Below are 20091 nucleotides of genomic sequence, written 5' to 3' on the forward strand. Positions count from 1 at the left end.
AGTCGCCACGTTTTTAAACATCCTGGTTCAAATACCGGATCCTGTGCACTAGTGCGGTGCAACATAGCGTTCAAGCACCCTGCTTTTCTGCACCGATTCGGGCCACGAATCGCGCCATTCCGCCTGTTTCTGCCTCGTTGCGGCGAATTCAAACTACCTGGTATGCCGTTTGCTAGTAAACAAGGGCAAGATTGAATGCGGAGCGTGAGGGGGATGAGACAGAAACTGGTACTGATCGGTAACGGCATGGCCGGCATGCGTACCGTGGAGGAACTCCTCAAGCAGGATTCCGACCTCTACGAAATTACGGTCTTCGGCGACGAGCCGCACGGCAATTACAACCGCATTCTGCTCTCGCCCCTGCTGTCCGGGGAAAAGTCACTGGACGACATCATGCTCAACCGGACCGAGTGGTATGCGCAGAACGGAATCACCCTGAACACCGGGAAGCGAATCGAGTCGATCGATCGGAAGCGGCGTGTCGTCATCGCCAGCGACGGGGCCGAGACCCCCTACGACCGGCTGATCCTGGCAACCGGTTCCCGCCCCTTCGTCATCCCGATTCCGGGCAAGGACCTGCCGGGCGTCATCTCGTTTCGCGACATCCACGACGTCGAAGCGATGCTCGAGTCGTCGCGGACCGGAAAACACGCCGTGGTCATCGGCGGCGGCCTGCTCGGACTCGAGGCCGCCAACGGCCTGATGAAACAGGGCATGGACGTCACGGTCGTCCACCTCCTCGACACCCTGATGGAAAGGCAGCTCGACAAGCCCGCCGCGACCCTGCTCAAGGCCTCGCTGGAAGCGCGCGGTTTGCGCTTCCTGATGCAGGCGCGGACCGAGGCGTTCGTTGGTGAAGACCGGGTGACAGCGGTGCGCTTCGAGGACGGCCACGAGGTCCCGGCAGACCTCGTCGTCATGGCGGTCGGGATACGACCGAACACCGAACTCGCCACCAGGGCGGGTCTCTACTGCGAGCGCGGCGTCGTCGTCGACGACACCCTGCAGACCTACGACCCGCGTATCTATGCCGTGGGGGAATGCGTTCAGCATCGCGGTGAAACCTATGGGCTTGTCGCCCCTCTGTTCGAACAGGCGCGTGTGTGTGCGAACCACCTGGCCCAATACGGTATCGCCCGCTACGAGGGATCGGTGACCTCGACCAAGCTCAAGGTGACCGGTATCGACCTGTTCTCCGCCGGCGACTTTTCGGGCGGCGACGGGGCCGAGGAGATCGTCATGCAGGACGCGGCCGGCGGCGTCTACAAGAAACTGGTGCTGCGCGACAACCGTATCGAGGGTGCGGTCCTGTACGGCGATACGGTCGAGGGCGCCTGGTACTTTCAGCTGATGCGCGAGGAGACCGACATCTCCGACTTCCGCGACCGAATCCTCTTCGGGCGACACCACCTGGGCGACTCCGGGCACGGCGGACAGAACCAGGCGGTGCTGATGGCGAACGACGCCCAGGTATGCGACTGCAACGGCGTCTGCAAGGGTGACATCGTCAACGCCATCACCCAGAAGGGGCTGTTCACCCTCGATGACGTCAAGACCCACACCAAGGCCTCGGCATCCTGCGGTTCCTGTACCGGACTGGTCGAGCAGATCCTGGCCTCCACGCTCGGCGGCGACTACGAGTCCCCGGAGCACAAGCCGATGTGCAAGTGTATCGACCTGACCCATGACCAGGTGCGCGCGGCGATTCGTGACCAACACCTGAAGTCGGTGAGGTCCGCCATGGATTTCATGGAGTGGAAGACACCTGACGGCTGTGCGGCGTGCCGCCCAGCCCTCAACTATTACCTGATCTCCACCTGGCCGGAAGAGGCGGCCGACGAATATCAGTCGCGTTTCATCAACGAACGCGCCCACGCGAACATCCAGAAGGACGGGACCTATTCGGTGGTGCCGCGGATCTTCGGCGGCGAGACGAGTCCGGCACAGTTGCGCGCCCTGGCAGAGGTCGCCGAGAAATACGACGTCCCGACAGTGAAGATCACCGGTGGTCAGCGGATCGATATGCTGGGCCTGAGAAAGGAGCAGTTGCCGGGGATCTGGGGCGACCTCGCCGCGGCCGGGTTCGTCTCCGGCCATGCCTACGGCAAGGCGATGCGCACCGTCAAGACCTGCGTCGGGTCCCAGTGGTGCCGCTTCGGCGTCCAGGACTCTACCCGGATGGGGATCGAACTGGAGAAACTGACCTGGGGCTCCTGGACCCCGCACAAGTTCAAACTGGCCGTTTCCGGCTGTCCGAGGAACTGCGCCGAGGCGACGATCAAGGATTTCGGCGTGGTGGCGATCGATTCGGGCTGGGAACTGCATGTCGGTGGCAACGGCGGCGTCAAGGTTCGCGCCACGGACCTGCTCTGCCGCGTCGAGACCGAAACCGAAGTCCTGGAGTACTGCGGCGCGTTTATGCAGGTCTACCGCGAGGAGGCGCGCTATCTAGAACGCACCGCCCCCTGGGTCGAGCGCGTCGGCCTGAGTTACGTCAAGCAACGCGTCGTCGAGGACGAGATCGGCCGCAAGGCGCTCTTCCGGCGGTTCCTGGATTCCCAGGAGATCTATCAATTCGACCCGTGGGAACAACGCGCCCGGGGTGTCGACGAACACGAATTCACGGTGATGAGACAGGTGGGCGGATGAGCACTCAGGCGGCAAGAACCATGGACCCAGAATGGCTCGAAGTCGGACATCTGGAGGACATCCCCAGGCTCGGCGCCCGCGTGGTCCGCACGCCACAGGAGGACATCGCGGTATTCCGGACTGCGGGTGACGAGGTCTTCGCACTGCGGGACAAGTGCCCCCACAAAGGCGGGCCCCTCTCCCAGGGCATCGTTCACGACCGGTCCGTGACCTGCCCGCTCCACAACTGGTGCATTCATCTCGACAGCGGCAAGGCGCGCGCACCTGACGAAGGCAGCACGGTTCGCTACGACGTCCGCGTGGAGAACCGAACCGTGTACCTTTCGCTGTCGCCTGTTGCTCCCTGATCGGAGTCGTATGGCCAACGTCACATACCCATCGGTGGGTGTCGGCGGGACCTACAACGAGATTACCCGGCGCTACGACGACCAACCACTGAACCTCGTATCAGGCAACCATGCTGTTCGGTAGGAAAAAGAAGAACCCCATCCGCATCGCCGATAAGGGTGTGGTGGAATGGAAATACACGACCTGCGGATACTGCTCCACGGGATGCTCGATCGAGGTCGGCCTCGATCGCAAGGGCATGGCCGTGTCGTCGCGCGGTGTCGGCGGCGCCGACGTCAACCGGGGCAAGCTCTGCCTCAAGGGCATCTTCGAGCACGAACTGTTCGACGCGGCCGGTCGCGGCGACACCCCGCTGCTGCGTGACCGCCACTTCGAACCGTTCCGCCAGGCGAGCTGGGACACGGCGCTCGATGCGCTCGCCGAGGGCATCAAGCGCATCCAGGCCGCACACGGCCGTGACGCCTTCGCCATCGTCTCCACCGGCCAGATCATGACCGAGGAGTTCTACACCCTGGGCAAGCTGGCTCGCGGGGTCATCGGCACAAACAACTACGACGGTAACACCACCCTGTGCATGGCCTCGGCGGTGTCCGGCTACAAGCGTTCCTTCGGTTCGGACGGTCCCCCGGGTTGTTACGACGATTTCGAGCACACCGATTGCCTGCTGGCCATCGGTTCGAACCTCCCCGAACAGCACCCGATCATCTTCTGGCGCATGCGCGAGGCGCGCGAGCGGCGCGGGTTCCCGCTCATCGTGGTGGACCCGCGCGTGACCATGCTCGCGCAGATGGCCGACGTGCATCTGCCGGTGAATCCGGGCACCGACGTGGTCCTGCTCAACGCCCTGGCGCAGGTCATCCTCGACGAAGGGTTGGAGGACCGCGCGTACATCGAGGCGCACACCGCCGAATTCGATGCGTTTGCGGAACTGGTGGCGCAGTACGACCCGCGGTCGGCCTCACGCATCTGCGGCATCGATGAGGACACCATCCGCAACGTCGCCAGGACCTACGCCCGGGCGGGCGCCGCGATGACGATCTGGACCATGGGGATCAACCAGAGCACCCACGGTTCGGACGGCGTGGTGGGCATCAACAACCTGAACCTGATCACCGGAAACATCGGCAAGCCCGGGGGCACCAGCCTGTCCATCACCGGACAGAGTAACGCCATGGGCACGCGCGAGTGGTCGTCTTGCTCCGGTCTGCCGGGTTACCGCGCGCTGGAGAAGCCCGCCGACCGGGAGGAGATCGCCAACTTCTGGGGTATCGACCCGGACTTTTTTCCGAAGCGGCGCGGTCTGTTCCAGACCGATATCTTCCCGGCGATCGAGACCGGACAGATCAGGGGGCTGTGGATTATCGCCACCAACCCGATGACCTCGATGCCCAATACGCCCAGGATCCGCAAGACCCTGGAGAAACTGGACTTCCTCGTGGTCCAGGACGCCTACCGGGACGTCGAGACCAACGAATACAGTCATGTCTACCTGCCGGCGGCCGTCTGGGCGGAGAAGCAGGGCACGTTCACCAACACCGAACGACGCGTCAATCTGATACGCAATGTCGTCGAGCCCCGGGGCGACGCCAAACCGGACTTGTGGATCTTCAACGAGGTCGCCAAACGTTTCGAGCAGGGACGCGCCATCACCTTCCCCGAGACGGCCGAGGGGGTGTTCGAGGAACTGCGGGACCTGTCGCGCGGGCGCATGCTGGACTACTCGGGCATGACCTACGAGAAGATCGAGGCGCAACGCGGCATTCAGTGGCCCTGTCCCGAGGATGCGGAGACGGGGGCCCGGAGACTCTACACGGACGGCCGGTTCCGGCATCCGGACGGCAGGGCGCGCCTCATCCCCCTGCCCTTCGTCGACAACAACGAGCGACCCGACGGGGACTTCCCCTTCTGGCTCAACAGCGGGCGCGTGGTGGAGCACTTCCACACCCGCACCCGAACGGGGAAGATCGGCAACCTCAACAAGTTCAGTCCCACCCCGTACATGGAGATGAACCCCGACGCGGCGAAGGCGCTAAGCGTTGAACACGGGCGCTACGCTCGGCTGGTCTCGCGGCGCGGCGACGCGGTGGTCCTGGTGCAGCTGACGCAACGTGTGCCGCCCGACATGGTCTTTATCCCCTTTCACTTCCACGAGTGCGTCAACCGGCTGACGCTGGGCCTGCTCGATCCACATTCCAGGCAACCCGCCTACAAACAGTGCGCGGTACGGGTCGAGCCGGTCGCCGACGAGGACGAGGCGGCGGCCCGCAACCACGCGGCAAGGACCTACTGACGGCGCGCCGACAACCGGAGACACCTTCCAGATGTTCAGGACACGAGACGACGAGCCGGGATATGCGCTGATTCCCCGCGTGCAGGCACCGGAACGCAACCGCTACGGCAAGCCGCTGGACCTCGTCAGCGACGACGGCGCGCTGGCCGGAAAGAGCCTCAACATCAACGGCGACGACCGGGTCTACGAGGGTCCCGATCGCTACAGGCAGCACGGGTTCTATTTCAACGCCGACAACTGTATCGCCTGTCACGCCTGCGAATCCGCCTGCAGCGAGAAGAACGATCTGCCGCCACACCTCGCGTTCCGCTCCGTGGGATACGTCGAAGGCGGCACCTGGCCTGCCTACGCGCGTCTCAACGTCTCGATGGCCTGCAATCACTGCGACGACCCGGTGTGTCTGAAGGGCTGCCCGACCCGGGCCTATACCAAGTTCCCCGAGTACGGCGCGGTGCTGCAGGACCCCGACATCTGCTTCGGATGCGGGTACTGCACCTGGGTCTGTCCCTACAACGCACCCCAGCTCGACCCGGTCGCCGGGCACGTCCAGAAATGCAACATGTGCGTGGATCGTCTCGAACAGGGACTCAAACCGGCCTGTGCAGCGGCCTGCCTGGGCGGTGCCTTGGACTTCGGCGTGATCGAGACCACCCCGGCGAACCGCGAACAACTGGAGACCAGCATCCCCGGCTTTCCGGACCCGGAGATCACGCACCCCAACATCCGCTTCCAGCAGACCCGCAGCCTGCCGCGGGAAATGACGCGGCCGGACAGCGTGCCGCTCAGCTACCGACGCGACGCCCCCGGCGAAGGCCCGTACCATGCAAGGGTGCGCGACACCGGGACGATGCGGCGTACAGGGCCGAAAGGACTCCGGTCCCGCGAGGATCCGCTGGTGGTCTTTACCCTGATCACCCAGGCGGTCGTCGGCGCGTTTCTCACGCTCTTCCTGGGGCCGTTGTTCGGGCTGGACGCCCTCTCTGCGGATGCGCACCCGGTCGCCTACCCGGCGCTTCTGTTCGCCCTGCTGGGTCTCGAGACCTTCGCGCTGGTCCTGTCCACCCTTCATCTTGGCAAACCGCACCGATTCTACCGGGCCTTCAACAACCTGCGCTACTCACCGGTCAGTCGCGAGGTGGCAAGCCTGGCGGTGTTCTACAACTTTCTCGGCACTTATACCCTGATCAGCACCTTCCCAATGCTGCTCGACTGGCTCCCCGGCGACTGGTCCCGGGGCGCAGCCCTGTTGACGGGCTGGGGCGCCGCGATCACCGGTCCAGCCTCGCTGTACTTCATGCATCGCATCTACCGCATCGCGGCCCGCCCCTTCTGGAACCACTGGCAGGTACTGACGGCCTTCTTCGGCAACATGTTCGCGCTCGGCCCGCTGCTGGCCGGTCTGAGCTTCTCGGTCGTACGCTATCTGCAGGGGCTGTCCTGGGCGCCGGTCATGTCGATCCTCGCCTTACCCGTCGTCGCGGGACTCGTGCTCGAGGCAATCGGTCTGATCGCGCATGGCCGCGACCTGAAGCGGCGTGGCGGAGAAGGGGCCGCAGCATATCACCAGCAGGTTACGACCTTCGGTAGGATCTATCGTCTCCGTAGCCTCGGACTGTGTCTGTCTGTCCTTTCGACGATGACCCTCGGGATCTCGGCCCCTGAAGGGCCCGCGGGCCTCGCACTTTGGTTCGTGTCCGCAGGGCTCGTTCTGGCCACCGCGGTGGGCGGCCGTGCGCTGTTCTATGTGGTGGTAATGCCCACGACAATGCCGGGTGCGTTTTTCTGGCGAAATCCCGGGTTTCAGGATCATGCCCGTGAGTCCGGGCTGGCGCACTTGCCGCAGACCGGCATCATCGCCGAAACCCACTGACTCGACGTCTGACGGATTGCCTGAGACCGCCTCCCCTCTTGCAGCAAGGTCGCAGCAGAAAACTCGAGGACATTGACAATCCCCTGGAAAGGGCCGTTTTCGAGGCCAGTTACCGTTCGCGGCGACAGCGGGCAAGGCGTCTGCTCGCCGCGCTGACCCTCGGTGCCTGGCACACGGTGCGGGGTCTGCTGTTTCTCTGGCCCGTCTGGCTGGCTGGACCGCTCCTGGCGGTACGGGATCCCGGCGGTCCGCAAGCTCTCGTACTCCTGTCAATCTTCCTGCCAGGTTTCGCGATCTCGCTGGCGATCCTGTTTCGGGGAGTCCGCGACGATTACCGGCGCAAGGTTGCCGGTCGTCTGCTGGAGCGCGACATCTTCACAATCGTGCTGCGCTGATGAGCGAGATCGGATACGAAAGACCGCCAATTTAGTTTGGAAAGACACAAATGGTGGACTACGCTGCCGCTTGTCCACCCTACCCCAAACCACCACGCGTCCCAATCGGTAGGGTGGACAAGTGAAACGCAGTCCACCGATCCGGCAGTCACTCCAGATCGTAGAGTGTCTTGTCGATTCGCGGGGGCAGCATCCGGTTTCTGAAGTCCCGCAGACCGGCCTTCGGGGAGGCGATTATTCCGAACGGATCCTCCCCCTCGAGCACATCACCCATCTCCTCCTCGATCCGGTCCGGGTCCTCGCCAGCCTCCATCCGGTGAATCGCCTCTGCCATACCGGAACCCGGCTTCAGTCCCATCGCATCGAACATTTTTCGCATCATGCGCCCGGCCTGGCGCGGATCGTCCTCGTCGATTCCCTCCATGTCGCCGGCGAGCGAGGCCATGACACGCTCCATCTGGCTCTCATCCATGCCGCCAAGCGGATCCTCGCCATCCTCGTCCTTGCGTCCCCTGGTCACTGCGAAGACCGAGGGCCGTCGATCCAGCGCGGCCCGCCCGCAGGCCGGACACGACGGGACCGATTCGGTGTTGATCCGGCGCGAGAAGAAATTAAAAATCGTATGGCAGTCCTCGCAGTAGAACTCGTAGATCGGCATTTTCGTCTCCCCGGTTTCGCTCTGGCAGAAGAATAATCCATGTGCGGGGCGCTTTAAACCTGACCGGCGCCTCACACGAATGCGCCCATCTGTTATCCTTTGCGCCGCATTTCAGCACCGCTACCGGCCGTACCCATGAACCCCGTGACAAACATCGCGCTGGCCGCCGCCCGGGCCGCCGGCAAGATCATCCTGCAGTACAGCAACCGGATCGACTCCCTCAGCGTCCGCGCCAAGCAGCGTAACGACTACGTCAGCGAGGTGGACCAGATGGCGGAAGCCGAGATTATCGGCATCATCCGCCGGGCCCACCCGGACCACGCCATCCTTGCCGAGGAAAGCGGTGGAACGGGCGAGAGCGAGTACGAATGGATCATAGATCCACTGGACGGGACCACGAACTATCTCCACGGCATTCCGCACTACGCCGTTTCGATCGCGTTTCACCACAAGGGAGCCTATCAGGCCGGCGTCATCTACGACCCATTCAAGGAAGAATTGTTCTGCGCGGAGAGGGGCCGGGGCGCGACGCTGAACAACCGCAGGATCCGGGTCACACAGATCTCCAGCCTGTCCGGAGCGCTGCTGGGAACGGGCATCCCCTTTCGCGGCGACCAGAGCCTCGACCGGTACCTGATTTCGCTGCGCGCGCTCAGCCACGACACCGCCGGCATACGGCGCGCCGGCTCGGCCGCACTTGATCTCGCGTACGTCGCCGCGGGCCGCCTCGATGCGTTCTGGGAGTTCGGACTCAACCCCTGGGACATGGCCGCCGGGGTCGCCTTGATCCGCGAGGCGGGCGGTCTGGTCGGCGACCTCGCCGGAGGCAGCGACCATATGCGCACCGGCAATATCATGACCGCGAATCGACACGTATTCGTCGAAATGGTGAAGCGGTTGCAACCGCATCTGTCCGAGATCGGGGCAGGTCAGGTTTCGGCCTGAACCTTGTCGTCAGAGAATCGCCGGACCCCGCCGCTCAGGGACGTCCCTCAGTCTCCCCGCTGTCCCGCTGGATCGGCAGGAGATCCTTCTTGCTCACGCCGAGCATCAGGATCGAGGAGCTCGCGATGTAGATCGAGGAATAGGTACCGACGATGACACCCACGATCAGGGCGAGCGCAAAGCTGTGGATCACGGATCCGCCGATCAAGAACAACGCAATCAGGACCAGCAGGGTCGTCAGGGAGGTAACCAGCGTACGGGAGAGGGTCTGGTTGATCGAGCTATTGACGACACCGACCGTGTTCACCTTGCGCATCTTTCGGAAGTTCTCGCGGATACGGTCGTAGACTACGATGGTGTCGTTCAGCGAGTACCCGATGACCGCCAGCACCGCGGCCAGCACGGGAAGGTCGAACTCGATCCTGGTGAGCGAGAAGAACCCAACGGTGATGATCACGTCGTGCACCAGGGCGATGACCGAACCGAACGAAAAACGGTACTCGAAGCGCAGCGTGACGTAGATCAGGATCCCGATCAGGGCGTAGACCATCGCGAGTCCCCCGTCCTCGCGCAACTCCTCTCCGACCTGCGGACCCACGAACTCGATCCTGCGAACCTCGACTCCCGGTGCTTTGGCGCGCAGCGTCTTCACCACACTGTCACTCAGTTCGACGTTGTTGCGACCGGCCTCCGGTGCGAGCCGTACGAGAACGTCGTGCGAGGTCCCGAAGTGTTGCGCCGTGGTGCGCTCGAAACCGCTTTCTGACAGCGTTTCGCGTATCTCGTCCAGCTTGACGGGTTGTCCGTACCCCAGTTCGATCAACGTACCGCCGGTAAAATCGATGCCGAAATTGAGTCCCCGGATGGCAATCGAGGTGATGGCCGATACAACGAGGACGAGCGAAATACCCATCGCGACATTCCGCCACTTCATGAAATCGATGTGGGACTGTTTCAGGATAGGTTTCATCGCTTGAAGTCCTATATCGCCAGCACCGGGGAGCGCTTGCTACCGTAGATCAGGTTGATGACAGCCCGCGTCCCCATGATGGCAGTGAACATCGAGGCCAGGATACCGATGGAAAGCGTCACTGCGAATCCCTTGATGGGTCCGGTGCCGAATCCGAACAGGACGATGGCGGCGATCAGGGTAGTGATGTTCGCGTCCGCGATGGTCGAGAGCGCCTTACCGTAGCCGGCCTCGATACTGGCCTGCGGCGAGTTGCCCAGCCGCAGCTCCTCACGGATGCGCTCGAAGATCAGGACGTTGGCGTCGACCGCCATGCCGACGGTGAGCACGATGCCGGCGATACCGGGCAGGGTCAGGGTGGCGCCCGGTATCATGGACATGATCGCCACGATCAGCACCAGGTTGGCCAACAGGGCGAGGTCCGCCACCAGGCCAAAGACGCGGTAGTAAACCGCCATGAAAACCATCACCAGAATCACGCCGACGACGACGGACTTGAATCCCTGGTCGATGTTCTGCTGTCCCAGGCTGGGTCCGACGGTTCGTTCCTCGACGATCTCCATCGGTGCGGCCAGCGCGCCGGCCCGCAGCAGCAGCGCCAGCTTGCGCGCCTCGCGCGTGGAGTCGAGTCCCGTGATCTGGAAACGCTTGCTGAGCTGCTCGCGAATCCGGGCGATGTTGATGACCTCCTCGACCTTGCGGGTCTTGCGGACCGCTTCCCCATCACGCTTGACGGTCTCGGTCTTGTTCTCGATGAAGACCACCGCCATCAGGCGACCCACATTGTCCCCCGAGACCTTGCTGAACAGGCGCGCGCCCTTGCCGTCCAGGGTAATGAACACGGCCGGACCGGCGGAATCCTTGTCGATGCCGGAGGCCGCATCGGTGATGTAGTCCCCCGTCAGCATCACGCGGCGTTTGAGCAGCACAGGGTTCCCGTTGCGCTCGAAGTAGAGCCGGTCGCCCACGGGGATGCGACCGGAGTCGCGGGCGGCCCACGCATCGTTCTTTTCGTCGACCAGACGGAATTCCAGGGTGGCGGTCGCACCGAGGATCTCCTTTGCCCGTGCCGTATCTTGAACGCCTGGTAACTGGACCGCGACCCTGTTCTCCCCCTGTTGCTGGATCACCGGCTCAGCAACGCCAAGTTCATTCACCCGCTTGCGCAGGGTAGTAATGTTCTGCTGCAGGGCGAATTTCTTCAGCTCGCGCAGGGCGGTCTCCTTGAATATTGCCTTGATGTCCGGCGGGTCCGACTCGGTATCCTGCTCTATTCGAAGATCGCCGCCGTATTCGCCGCGGAGAAGATCGTATGCCAACTCGGCCGCTTCGGCATCGCGAAACTTGACCGTGATGGTGTCACTGGCGGAGGTGACGCCCAGGTAGCGGATCTTTTCCTTGCGCAGTGCACCGCGGAAATCCCCCTCGTAGCGGTTGAGCGCCTGCTTGACCGCAGCGTCCATGTCGACCTCGAGCAGGAAGTAGACACCGCCGCGCAGATCCAAACCCAGGTTCATCGGACTGGCGTTTAGCACCCGCAGCCAGCCCGGCGTGGCCGGAGCCAGGTTCAGCGCCACGATGTAGTCACCGCTGAGCGAGGACTTGATCAGGTCCGCCGCCTCGAGTTGCTCCTCGGTATTGGCGAATCGGACCAGAAGCTGCTCCGGGGACATCTCGATGGCATTGTAAGGAATGCTGGCCTGCTCGAGTTCACTCGAGACTTTCGTCTTGACGCCCTCGTCGAGCAGATCATTGGAATGGGATACCTGGACGGCCGGATCCTCCGGGAAGAGATTCGGGACGGCGTAGACAATGCTGATCAGCAGCACCGCCACGATGAGCAGGTTTTTCCACAACGGGTACTTGTTCATAGACGCCTGGAATACGGTGCGATACGCGTGGCGGACGGAGAGAGCGGCCGCTGGGCCAGGCGGCCCGGATCCGTCGGATCCGGGCCGTGTCCGGCGGGACTAGCTGCCCTTGATGGAGCCCTTCGGCAGGACCGATGCGACGGCGCTCTTCTGCAGCTTGATCTCGACACCCTCGGCCACCTGCAGGTCCACGAAACTGTCCCCGACCGAGGTGATCTTCCCGAGCAAGCCGCCGTTGGAAACGACCTCATCGCCCTTGGATAGGGTATCGACCATCTGCTTGTGTTCCTTGGCCCGCTTGGACTGCGGGCGGATGATCATGAAATACATGATCAGGAAAAAAATGCCGATCATGATGAAGAACTCGATTCCGCCGCCCTGCGCGCCCGGTGCACCCTGTGCCAGCGCATCCTCAATCAGAAAATTCATTAGTCAAAACCCCATGGATTCGGTGTTGTCGTTCCTGAAAATTGGCCGCGTATTATGCCACAGAGTCCGGCGTGCGGGCGCGCATCTCGTAAAACCGCTTCGCGAAGCGCGTGAACGTCGAGCGCTCGATAGCGGCGCGGATGTCAACCATGAGATCTTGGTAGTACGTCAGGTTGTGCACCGTATTCAGCATGGATCCCAGGATTTCGCCGCACTTGTCGAGGTGCCGGAGATAGGCGCGGCTGAAGTGCCGGCAGGTGTAACAGTCGCAGTCGGGGTCTACGGGTCGCAGGTCCTCGCGGTAGCGGCTGTTTCGTATGCGCAGCAGGCCACGTCGGGTATAGAGGAACCCGGTGCGCGCATTGCGGGTTGGCATCACACAGTCGAACATATCGATCCCTCGGCGCACCGCCTCGACGATGTCCTCGGGCCTGCCGACACCCATCAGATACCGGGGCCTGTCTGCCGGCATCGCGGGGGTGATCGCATCCAGTACGAGGTGGCGTTCTTCCTCCCCCTCCCCGACCGAGAGTCCCCCTAAAGCGTAACCGTCGAAGCCGATCCCCCGCAGTCCCTCCAGCGATTCGGCACGAAGGTCCGGAAACGTCCCGCCCTGTACGATGCCGAACAACGCCGCCGGATTCTCGCCGTGAGCCGCCCTGCTGCGCTTCGCCCAGCGCAGGGAGAGTTCCATCGACTCCCGTGCCTCAACCGCGCTCGCCGGGTGCGGGGTACACTCGTCGAACACCATGACCACGTCGGAGCCGAGTGAGCGCTGCACCGCCATCGAGCGTTCCGGATCCAGGAACACCTTCGCCCCGTCCACCGGCGAGCGGAAACTGACCCCCGCCTCGGCAATCCTGCGTGACTCCGCGAGGCTGTAGACCTGAAATCCACCGGAGTCGGTCAGAATCGGCCCATCCCAGTGCATGAACCCGTGCAGTCCACCGTGGGCGCGGACGATCTCCTGACCCGGCCGCAGCATGAGATGGAATGTATTGGCCAGGATCATCCCGGCCCCGGTCGCACGGACGTCGTCCGGCCTCATCGCCTTGACGGTGCCATAGGTCCCGACGGGCATGAAGGCCGGGGTCTCGACCGTGCCTCTGTCGAATTCGAGGCGCCCTCGCCGGGCCGCCCCATCGGTCGCGAGCAGTTCGAACGTCATACGCTCAGCGCCAACGCGCGCCGCGTCACCCACGGTCATCTCCTGCGCCCGTGGAGATACATCGAGTCTCCGTAGCTGAAGAACCGGTACCCCGCCTCCATCGCATGACGGTAGGCGTTCAGGACCGTCCCGTACCCGCCGAAGGCGCACACCAGCATCAGCAGCGTGGATTCCGGCAAGTGAAAGTTGGTGATCAACGCATCGACCACTCGGAATTTGTAACCGGGAGTGATGAACAGACGCGTCTCACCCGAGTAAGGCTTCAGGGTTCCGCTCGCGCCGGCCGACTCCAGTGCACGGACCGATGTGGTGCCAACGGCCACGATACGGCCGCCACCCTCCCGGCAGCGCTCTATGGCCGCCACGACCTCATCACCGACAGTCACCCGTTCGGGGTGCATTCGGTGTTTGCTGACGTCCTCTACACGCAGGGGCTGAAAGGTGCCGGCACCGACGTGCAATGTGATGTAGGCCTGAACGATGCCCTTCTCCGAGAGGCGATTCAACAGGGATCCGTCGAAATGGAGTCCGGCCGTCGGCGCCGCGACGGCACCCGGAGATCTGGCGTAAACGGTCTGGTACCGTTCCCGGTCCTCCCCGAAATCCTGCCACTCGATGTAGGGCGGGAGCGGAACATGCCCCTGGGTTTCCAGCACTTCGTTTACCGTCTGGTCCCCGGTAAACGCCAGCCTGTAGAACTCCCCCACCCTTGCCACTACGGTTGCCTCGACGCCGTTGTCGAATAACAGAAGGCTGCGCTCACGAGGCGACTTGCTTGCCCTTATCTGGACCAGCACCCTCCGATCATCCTCGACTCGCTCGACCAGCACCTCGACCTTGCCGCCCGTAGCCTTGCGTCCCGGCAGGCGCGCCGGGATCACGCGGGTGTCGTTGAAGACCAGCAGGTCCCCAGGACGGAGTTCTTCCAACAGATCGGTAAAACGTCCGTCCCGGATCGCACCGCTCTCCCGGTCCAGTTTCAACAGCCGGCTCGCGCTCCGCGCGGGCAGCGGTTGCTGCGCAATCAACTCCTTAGGCAAATCGAACCTGAACTCGCTCCTTCGCATGGCGCGCGATGGTATCAGGATCCGGGCGATCGGCACACGGACCCGGATGCTGCATGACCGGTCGCAACCGGGCCTGAAAGCAGCCGGAAGTCAACCGGAAAACCTGCAAGGGCCCAATCTCGTGCTCGCGGGCGTGGCAGGATTCGATACACTGTCGCCTCTCCGGCCGGGGTGGCGGAACTGGTAGACGCGCCAGACTCAATATCTAGTCTTCAAAAGAAAGTGCGGGTTCGATTCCCGCCGCCTCCACCAATATTTATTAATAAATTCAATACATTATGTTTAAAATGGCCGCTCTCGATGCGGCCGTTTCTTTGTCCGCGACCTTCCAGTGTGATTTCCATTCTTGCAATTGGACCGAATCGAGCGAGTGGTTTTCGTTGCTGCAAATGGTCGCAGTCCAACGTCGCCGGTGACGGACCGGGGAAGCCAAGCCTGTAATTCTTGCTTCACATATCTCTTCACAGCTTGTTCCATTTGCGCTAACCTCAACAACAGCTGTCTACAGTGTAGAACCCATGGAGGAGACGCCGGCCGTGACTGCCAACGAGACACCGCTGACGGGCCCGCCGCCAGCCGAGGTGCCACTGACCGACGCCCCCCTTGTGCGCGTTATCGCGCAAGTGCGGTTCCCGTTGGTGGCGTCCGTGGAGAAGCGTGACTTTATTGCGCCGTTCCAGGAAGCCATCCGCGCTGAGTATCCGGTCCTTCGACCCGAACAAAGCCGCAGCGTCGTTCTTGGCCAGCAGGGCGTGATGGACGCCCGCTCGAACACCGTGTGGCGGTTCCACGATGCAAGTAGTGTGTGGCGCGTCACCTTGGCTCCCGACTTCCTCGCGCTGGAAACCAGTCGCTATACCAGCCGCGAGGATCTCCTCGACCGACTTAAGTGCGTGCTCGAGGCGCTCGTCGCCCACGTGGACCCGAAGGTCATCGATCGCCTCGGTGTTCGCTACATCGACCGCGTAGCGGGCGACAACCTCAACGACCTGCCGCACCTCGTGCGCCCGGAGGTGTGCGGCGTTCTTTCGACGCCTCTGGCCTCCCACGCCCTTCAGTCAATTTCCGAGGCCGTTTTCGTGCTTCCTGAGAATGCCGGACAAGTGATGACGCGTTGGGGCCTCATTCCCGCACGTGGCACGGTCGACCCGGCTGCAGTTGACGCCATCGACGAACCAAGTTGGTTGCTAGATCTGGACGCGTTTCAAGCGGAGACGCGGGAGCTTAATGTCGAGGCGGCCCTGCAACAGACGCGAGGATTTGCGGAGCGCATCTACAGCGTTTTTCGTTGGGCGGTAACCGACGAGTTCCTCCGGCGCTACGGAGGCCAACCATGACTCTCCAGCAGCAGGTCTTCGAGTCGGCGCGTGCCGATTCCATCGTCGCTACGACCGGCTTTGCCGGCATTCGCGAACGCCTGCCTCAGCTTTCGGTGATCGTTGTTAGTGGTGCGCTCTCAGTCTCCGGGACTTCATCCGCGGAGCCGGCTCGTCTGTGGGAGGCACCGTACGTTCACGAGTTCGAAGCAACGGCCAGCGGGCCCAGTTGGCAACGTCATCCCGAGGCGACGGGCGATGCAGAGACCACGCGACAGGCGATCTCCGAGCTGCGTCGGATCTCGGGTCTGACGTGGGAACAGCTCGGCGAACTCTTCGATGTGTCGCGGCGAAGCGTGCACTTCTGGGCGAGCGGTAAGCCTCTGAATGCGGGCAACGAGCAACGGCTGATGCAGATACTCGACGTGCTTCGAGCGGCGGACCGTGGCGACGCACGCTCAACCCGCGCAGGCCTTTTTGAGGTCAATGATGGAGTAACTGCGTTCGCCTTGCTGACTGCGGAGCGCTTCGAAGAGGCCCGCGCGATTTTGGGCGGTGGCGCTGGCCAACCAAGACCCGCGCTTACCCAGCTGAGTGCTGCAGCCAAGGCCGCCCGCGAGCCTCTGCCGCCGGAAGACCTGGTCGATGCTCAGCACGATCGCGTGCATCGCGACCATGGCCGAGCACGAGCTGCTCGCACCGTGAGGAATAAGCGGCGTGGAACCCCTTGATGCCGACGGACGGGCGAAGATCGATGAGGAACTGAAGCACTGGCGGCAGGGGGACTGTCTTGTCGGTGAGCAGTGGTTCGTCTTTCGCATGGCACCCGATGCTCCGCTGACGGACGACGCAGCCGTCGCAGCAGCGGATGGAGCAGAGAACGCGGAAACGGCCGTATATGGTTTTGCTGTCCTTACCCAGACGTGTGACATCATCCGGAACTGCGGGGAGCGGCCTTTTATAGAGATCTGTCCGTTGGTCCAGGCCGATGAAGACAAGCTCCACGAGATCGAGCGTGGCCACCGGCCGAACTACGCCCACATCCCGGGCGTCTCGGACCAACGCCTCGTAGCTGACCTGGACCGTGTCATGACGGTAGAGAAAGCCGTCGTCGCACAGTGGGATCGGGTAGCGGGGTGCCTTGACGACCACGATGCCCGCCGTCTATCCCTCGCGCTCGCCCGCAAGCGGGCACGCATCGCGTTCCCCGACGATTTCGTTTCGTTCGTCGGACCTTTGAAGAACCGAATGTCCGCCAAGCACGACAAGGAGAGCGACGAGGGCCGGGCTCTGCGAGCCCTGCGCGAGATCCGGGTTCGGGCGGCACCATCTTGGGATGCCGAGAGCATCCAGCTTATGTTCTGGTTCATCCGGGATGAGGACCAGCCGACCTTCGAGAAGCAGGGCTGGGACGTCCGCCTTGATGCCTGGCTTAATCGAGTTCCCGTCAGGGGGCGCTTCGCCGAAGTACAAGGTGCGGTGCTCACCCTCGATGACCTGACAGCCCGTGAGTACTTGGAGAGTGATCCCCTGGACCTCGACCACCTCTCCGGCCGTGTAGGGTAGCCCGGACCCAATCCCCGGGTCGCGCGCGTCGACCGGACACGGTGACGCGTCCATTCACGGTGGCAACACCGAAGCGCTGGAGCGATTCGACGCCTGGCGAGCGCCAGAGGAGCGATAAAATCGCCCTGAATCCAGCCATAGCATGAGCCGGAGCGATCTGGGGGTATCTATGGGGGCATTTCTGGCGTTTAGCACTTTAACCTATTGATTTATAAGGCAATGTGGTTGTCGCCGCCTCCACAAGTATTTATTTATATTTGAATACGTTATGGTGCTTTTATAAAGCATTGCATAAACCAAGAATCGCCGGGTGTGATTCCGTATTAGAGAATCACTCTCCGCTGGTCGAAGCGACTGAAATCGTTGCCTTATTCGCCACCCATGGCACACTCGCGCTTTTCCGAAGCCATTCCAGCCGCTCGTCTGCACCCTACTCCCCGACCACGATAAACGTTACTCCTGGCGCATCGCAAAGGGGGGCCGAATGGGGGTATGAAATGACCATGGATGAAAATACCCCCACGGGGTTACCGTGAGCGCGTTCGGCTGTCGGCTATCCGACAGCCTCGCGGACTATGACTATGAAGGCTCCAGTCGCCTCGCCGAACTCGCGTCAGCCAAGCGCGTCGAGACCTTTCTGGTCGACGATATTGAGCAGCTTCAGCGATGGCCCGTTCGGTTGCTTTTTACCCTGTTCCCATTTCTGCACGGTGGACAGGCTGGTATTCAGATACGCGGCGAACACCGCCTGGCTGGCTTTGTAGCGTAACCGCAGTTTCTTGATTTGGCCGGCGCTGTAGTGTTTGACGGGCGGCAGGCACAACGCGTCGAACTCACGCATTGTGGTCGTATCCATGGCGCCCGCCTTGCGCAAACCTTTCGCCGTCTCGTGCACCGCATCCAGGATGGTCTTATTCATCATCCGTTTCTACCTCGATCAGTTCTTTCGCCCCAAGCGCCTTGTCGATTCGTGTGTGTCGAGGACGCAAGGTACTGGTGTTGACAGAACGCACCTATCATCTCGACAGCATCAGGCGCTCGCTGGAGCAACACAGTCTGGAATCCTTCGTGCTGCATGGACGTATGTCGAAAAAGCAGCGAACGAATCTGGTCACCGAACTCGATGCATTGCCACCCAAATCGCCGCGCATCCTGCTCGCGACCGGGCGACTCATCGGGGAAGGTTTCGACCATCCCCCGCTCGACACACTAGTCCTGGCCATGCCGGTGTCGTGGAAGGGCACGCTGCAGCAGTACGCCGGCCGGTTGCATCGGAAGCTCGCTGCCAAGACCGACGTTCGGATCATCGATTTCGTCGATACCGCCGATCCGACATTGCTCCGGATGTGGGAGAAACGCCAACGCGGCTACCGCGCGATGGGCTACCGAATCGCGGATCCTTCGGCTTGCTATCATACGCAAATTGCGTATACTTCGCCCATGAAGCTGGTTTTCCTGGAAACCCCTTTGTTCACGCGACGCCTCGGCGACTACTTGACCGACGAGAGCTATCGGGAATTGCAACACGCGTTGATGGAGAACCCGGAAATGGGCGACGTGATGCCCGCACCGGCGGGTTTCGCAAGGTCCGTTGGGAAGACGCGCGTCGCGGCAAAGGCAAGCGAGGCGGATTGAGGGTCATCCACTACTTCCTGACAGCCGATTACCAGATCTGGTTCTTCACCCTCTATGACAAGGATGAGGCCGCCGACCTGACGGCCGAAGAGAAGAAGGTATTGAAGAAAGCTATCCAGGCCGAATTGGAGGCCAGGAGACGAAAGCCATGAAACAAAAGCGCAAGTTGTTCGATGAACTGATGGAAGGCGTCGATGCCATGCAGCAGCAGCGCGAGGGGAAAATCACCCTACGCTCGCATGAGGTCGAGGACTTGCCACCGCTCGAAGTGGACGCGGATCTCATCCGCGACACGCGCGAACGTATGCACGTCTCACGTGCCGTGTTTGCCCGCCGCTTGCGCGTGTCGACACGCACCCTGGAGAACTGGGAGCAAGGACGGGCGCGGCCCAATGCCCAGGCCGCGGCATTGATTCTGATGGTGAGGAAGTTTCCCGATACGCTTGAGAAGCTCAGCGAGTTGGGGAACCGGGCGGCATAAGTGTACTGGGACCATCGAGTGGTCACACCAGGGAACGACGAAAGGCCGGATTGGCTATCGTCAGGTCACAATGCCTAGCATGGGACTCTGGGGGGGTATTTTCGGGGGAATTTCTAACGGTTTGACCTTTTAGTTATTGATTTATAAAGAGATGTGATTGTCGCCGCCGGTACCGCAGACCCATCTCTAGACCTCCCGTAACGTCCCACCCCACCTACTCTTATTAACTGCACCCTAAATCCTGCAAGTAGCCTTCGCTTCCGGAGTCGCCGACCAATAGGGACGGGATAATCGCCGTGCCACAGTCATTTCCGCCGCTCCGATGGCAAAATTGTAACCAAGGCGATGACGACAAGCCGCGTTCTCAAGCGACAAGAGCCTACTTTTCTCCCTTTTCCCGTGCGACGGGCAGAACCGCCCGTCGGCCTGTTGA

17 protein-coding genes and 2 pseudogenes are annotated in these 20091 nt (G+C 62.3%); 12 read left to right on the plus strand and 7 right to left on the minus strand.

The annotated features are described in order from the left end of the window. The first annotated feature begins 213 nt into the window (after nt 1–213). The 5 genes from nirB (at nt 214) to LJE91_00705 (ending at nt 7552) form a co-directional block, all read left to right on the plus strand. Nucleotides 214–2649: a nitrite reductase large subunit NirB gene (nirB, locus tag LJE91_00685; GenBank protein ID MCG6867279.1), complete on the plus strand. Its 2436-nt coding sequence runs from the start codon at nt 214–216 to the stop codon at nt 2647–2649. Between the two features lie 20 nt (nt 2650–2669). After that, entirely contained in the window at nt 2670–2996 is a 327-nt protein-coding gene (gene nirD / locus LJE91_00690) for a nitrite reductase small subunit NirD (GenBank protein MCG6867280.1), read from the plus strand. Nucleotides 2997–3106: 110 nt separating this feature from the next. Continuing rightward, a complete protein-coding gene (locus LJE91_00695; GenBank protein ID MCG6867281.1) occupies nt 3107–5287 on the plus strand; it encodes a nitrate reductase in 2181 nt (726 codons plus the stop codon). Nucleotides 5288–5318: 31 nt separating this feature from the next. Further along, a complete protein-coding gene (locus tag LJE91_00700) occupies nt 5319–7157 on the plus strand; it encodes a dimethyl sulfoxide reductase anchor subunit (GenBank protein MCG6867282.1) in 1839 nt (612 codons plus the stop codon). A gap of 38 nt (nt 7158–7195) precedes the next feature. Beyond that, on the plus strand, nt 7196–7552 hold the full coding sequence (locus LJE91_00705; protein ID MCG6867283.1) for a hypothetical protein: 357 nt from the start codon (nt 7196–7198) through the stop codon (nt 7550–7552). Between the two features lie 148 nt (nt 7553–7700). Here LJE91_00705 and LJE91_00710 read toward each other — a convergent pair whose 3' ends face one another. After that, complete coding sequence (locus LJE91_00710) at nt 7701–8210, minus strand: zinc ribbon domain-containing protein (GenBank protein ID MCG6867284.1); 510 nt, start codon at nt 8208–8210, stop codon at nt 7701–7703. A gap of 135 nt (nt 8211–8345) precedes the next feature. On the opposite strand from LJE91_00710, the gene LJE91_00715 reads away from it, so the two are divergent. Next, nucleotides 8346–9155 carry an inositol monophosphatase gene (locus LJE91_00715; protein ID MCG6867285.1) on the plus strand — a complete coding sequence of 270 codons (810 nt, stop codon included), beginning with the start codon at nt 8346–8348 and terminating at the stop codon, nt 9153–9155. A gap of 34 nt (nt 9156–9189) precedes the next feature. Here LJE91_00715 and secF read toward each other — a convergent pair whose 3' ends face one another. From secF to queA, 5 genes are all read right to left on the minus strand, one after another. After that, nucleotides 9190–10125: a protein translocase subunit SecF gene (secF, locus tag LJE91_00720; protein ID MCG6867286.1), complete on the minus strand. Its 936-nt coding sequence runs from the start codon at nt 10123–10125 to the stop codon at nt 9190–9192. 11 nt (nt 10126–10136) lie between these two features. After that, complete coding sequence (gene secD, locus LJE91_00725) at nt 10137–11996, minus strand: protein translocase subunit SecD (GenBank protein ID MCG6867287.1); 1860 nt, start codon at nt 11994–11996, stop codon at nt 10137–10139. Nucleotides 11997–12095: 99 nt separating this feature from the next. Beyond that, nucleotides 12096–12425 carry a preprotein translocase subunit YajC gene (gene yajC, locus LJE91_00730; protein MCG6867288.1) on the minus strand — a complete coding sequence of 110 codons (330 nt, stop codon included), beginning with the start codon at nt 12423–12425 and terminating at the stop codon, nt 12096–12098. Nucleotides 12426–12477: 52 nt separating this feature from the next. Next, nucleotides 12478–13593: a tRNA guanosine(34) transglycosylase Tgt gene (gene tgt, locus LJE91_00735; protein ID MCG6867289.1), complete on the minus strand. Its 1116-nt coding sequence runs from the start codon at nt 13591–13593 to the stop codon at nt 12478–12480. A gap of 35 nt (nt 13594–13628) precedes the next feature. Further along, complete coding sequence (queA, locus tag LJE91_00740; protein ID MCG6867290.1) at nt 13629–14660, minus strand: tRNA preQ1(34) S-adenosylmethionine ribosyltransferase-isomerase QueA; 1032 nt, start codon at nt 14658–14660, stop codon at nt 13629–13631. Nucleotides 14661–15196: 536 nt separating this feature from the next. Between queA and LJE91_00745 the strand changes: the two genes are divergently transcribed. The 3 genes from LJE91_00745 to LJE91_00755 are packed head-to-tail and all read left to right on the plus strand — an operon-like array spanning nt 15197 to nt 17542. Further along, nucleotides 15197–15997 carry a TIGR04255 family protein gene (locus LJE91_00745; protein ID MCG6867291.1) on the plus strand — a complete coding sequence of 267 codons (801 nt, stop codon included), beginning with the start codon at nt 15197–15199 and terminating at the stop codon, nt 15995–15997. Next, nucleotides 15994–16707 carry a hypothetical protein gene (locus tag LJE91_00750; protein MCG6867292.1) on the plus strand — a complete coding sequence of 238 codons (714 nt, stop codon included), beginning with the start codon at nt 15994–15996 and terminating at the stop codon, nt 16705–16707. The genes LJE91_00745 and LJE91_00750 overlap by 4 nt, the downstream gene beginning before the upstream one ends. Continuing rightward, on the plus strand, nt 16694–17542 hold the full coding sequence (locus LJE91_00755; protein ID MCG6867293.1) for a hypothetical protein: 849 nt from the start codon (nt 16694–16696) through the stop codon (nt 17540–17542). Before LJE91_00750 ends, LJE91_00755 begins: the two co-directional genes overlap by 14 nt. A 613-nt stretch (nt 17543–18155) precedes the next feature. Here LJE91_00755 and LJE91_00760 read toward each other — a convergent pair. Continuing rightward, nucleotides 18156–18461 (minus strand): DNA-binding transcriptional regulator, encoded by a 306-nt coding sequence (locus tag LJE91_00760; GenBank protein ID MCG6867294.1) that lies wholly within the window; start codon nt 18459–18461, stop codon nt 18156–18158. A gap of 59 nt (nt 18462–18520) precedes the next feature. Here LJE91_00760 and LJE91_00765 point away from each other — a divergent pair. From LJE91_00765 to LJE91_00775, 3 genes and pseudogenes are all read left to right on the plus strand, one after another. Next, nucleotides 18521–18934, plus strand: a pseudogene (locus LJE91_00765) (DEAD/DEAH box helicase). Between the two features lie 48 nt (nt 18935–18982). Then, nucleotides 18983–19329, plus strand: a pseudogene (locus LJE91_00770) (type II toxin-antitoxin system RelE/ParE family toxin). Then, on the plus strand, nt 19326–19658 hold the full coding sequence (locus LJE91_00775; protein ID MCG6867295.1) for a helix-turn-helix domain-containing protein: 333 nt from the start codon (nt 19326–19328) through the stop codon (nt 19656–19658). The pseudogene LJE91_00770 and the gene LJE91_00775 overlap by 4 nt, the downstream one beginning before the upstream one ends. Nucleotides 19659–20091: the final 433 nt, after the last annotated feature.

This window comes from Gammaproteobacteria bacterium (genome assembly GCA_022340215.1).
In the GTDB taxonomy this organism is placed as follows: Bacteria; Pseudomonadota; Gammaproteobacteria; order JAJDOJ01; family JAJDOJ01; genus JAJDOJ01.

Bases quoted from the DNA above. Each gene is read 5' to 3' on its own strand.
- nirB (MCG6867279.1), top strand. From the start codon at position 214: ATGAGACAGAAACTGGTACTGATCGGTAACGGCATGGCCGGCATGCGT.
- nirD (MCG6867280.1), top strand. From the start codon at position 2,670: ATGGACCCAGAATGGCTCGAAGTCGGACATCTGGAGGACATCCCCAGG.
- LJE91_00695 (MCG6867281.1), top strand. From the start codon at position 3,107: ATGCTGTTCGGTAGGAAAAAGAAGAACCCCATCCGCATCGCCGATAAG.
- LJE91_00700 (MCG6867282.1), top strand. From the start codon at position 5,319: ATGTTCAGGACACGAGACGACGAGCCGGGATATGCGCTGATTCCCCGC.
- LJE91_00710 (MCG6867284.1), bottom strand. From the start codon at position 8,210: ATGCCGATCTACGAGTTCTACTGCGAGGACTGCCATACGATTTTTAAT.
- LJE91_00715 (MCG6867285.1), top strand. From the start codon at position 8,346: ATGAACCCCGTGACAAACATCGCGCTGGCCGCCGCCCGGGCCGCCGGC.
- secF (MCG6867286.1), bottom strand. From the start codon at position 10,125: ATGAAACCTATCCTGAAACAGTCCCACATCGATTTCATGAAGTGGCGG.
- secD (MCG6867287.1), bottom strand. From the start codon at position 11,996: ATGAACAAGTACCCGTTGTGGAAAAACCTGCTCATCGTGGCGGTGCTG.
- yajC (MCG6867288.1), bottom strand. From the start codon at position 12,425: ATGAATTTTCTGATTGAGGATGCGCTGGCACAGGGTGCACCGGGCGCG.
- tgt (MCG6867289.1), bottom strand. From the start codon at position 13,593: ATGACGTTCGAACTGCTCGCGACCGATGGGGCGGCCCGGCGAGGGCGC.
- queA (MCG6867290.1), bottom strand. From the start codon at position 14,660: ATGCGAAGGAGCGAGTTCAGGTTCGATTTGCCTAAGGAGTTGATTGCG.
- LJE91_00750 (MCG6867292.1), top strand. From the start codon at position 15,994: ATGACTCTCCAGCAGCAGGTCTTCGAGTCGGCGCGTGCCGATTCCATC.
- LJE91_00760 (MCG6867294.1), bottom strand. From the start codon at position 18,461: ATGAATAAGACCATCCTGGATGCGGTGCACGAGACGGCGAAAGGTTTG.
- LJE91_00775 (MCG6867295.1), top strand. From the start codon at position 19,326: ATGAAACAAAAGCGCAAGTTGTTCGATGAACTGATGGAAGGCGTCGAT.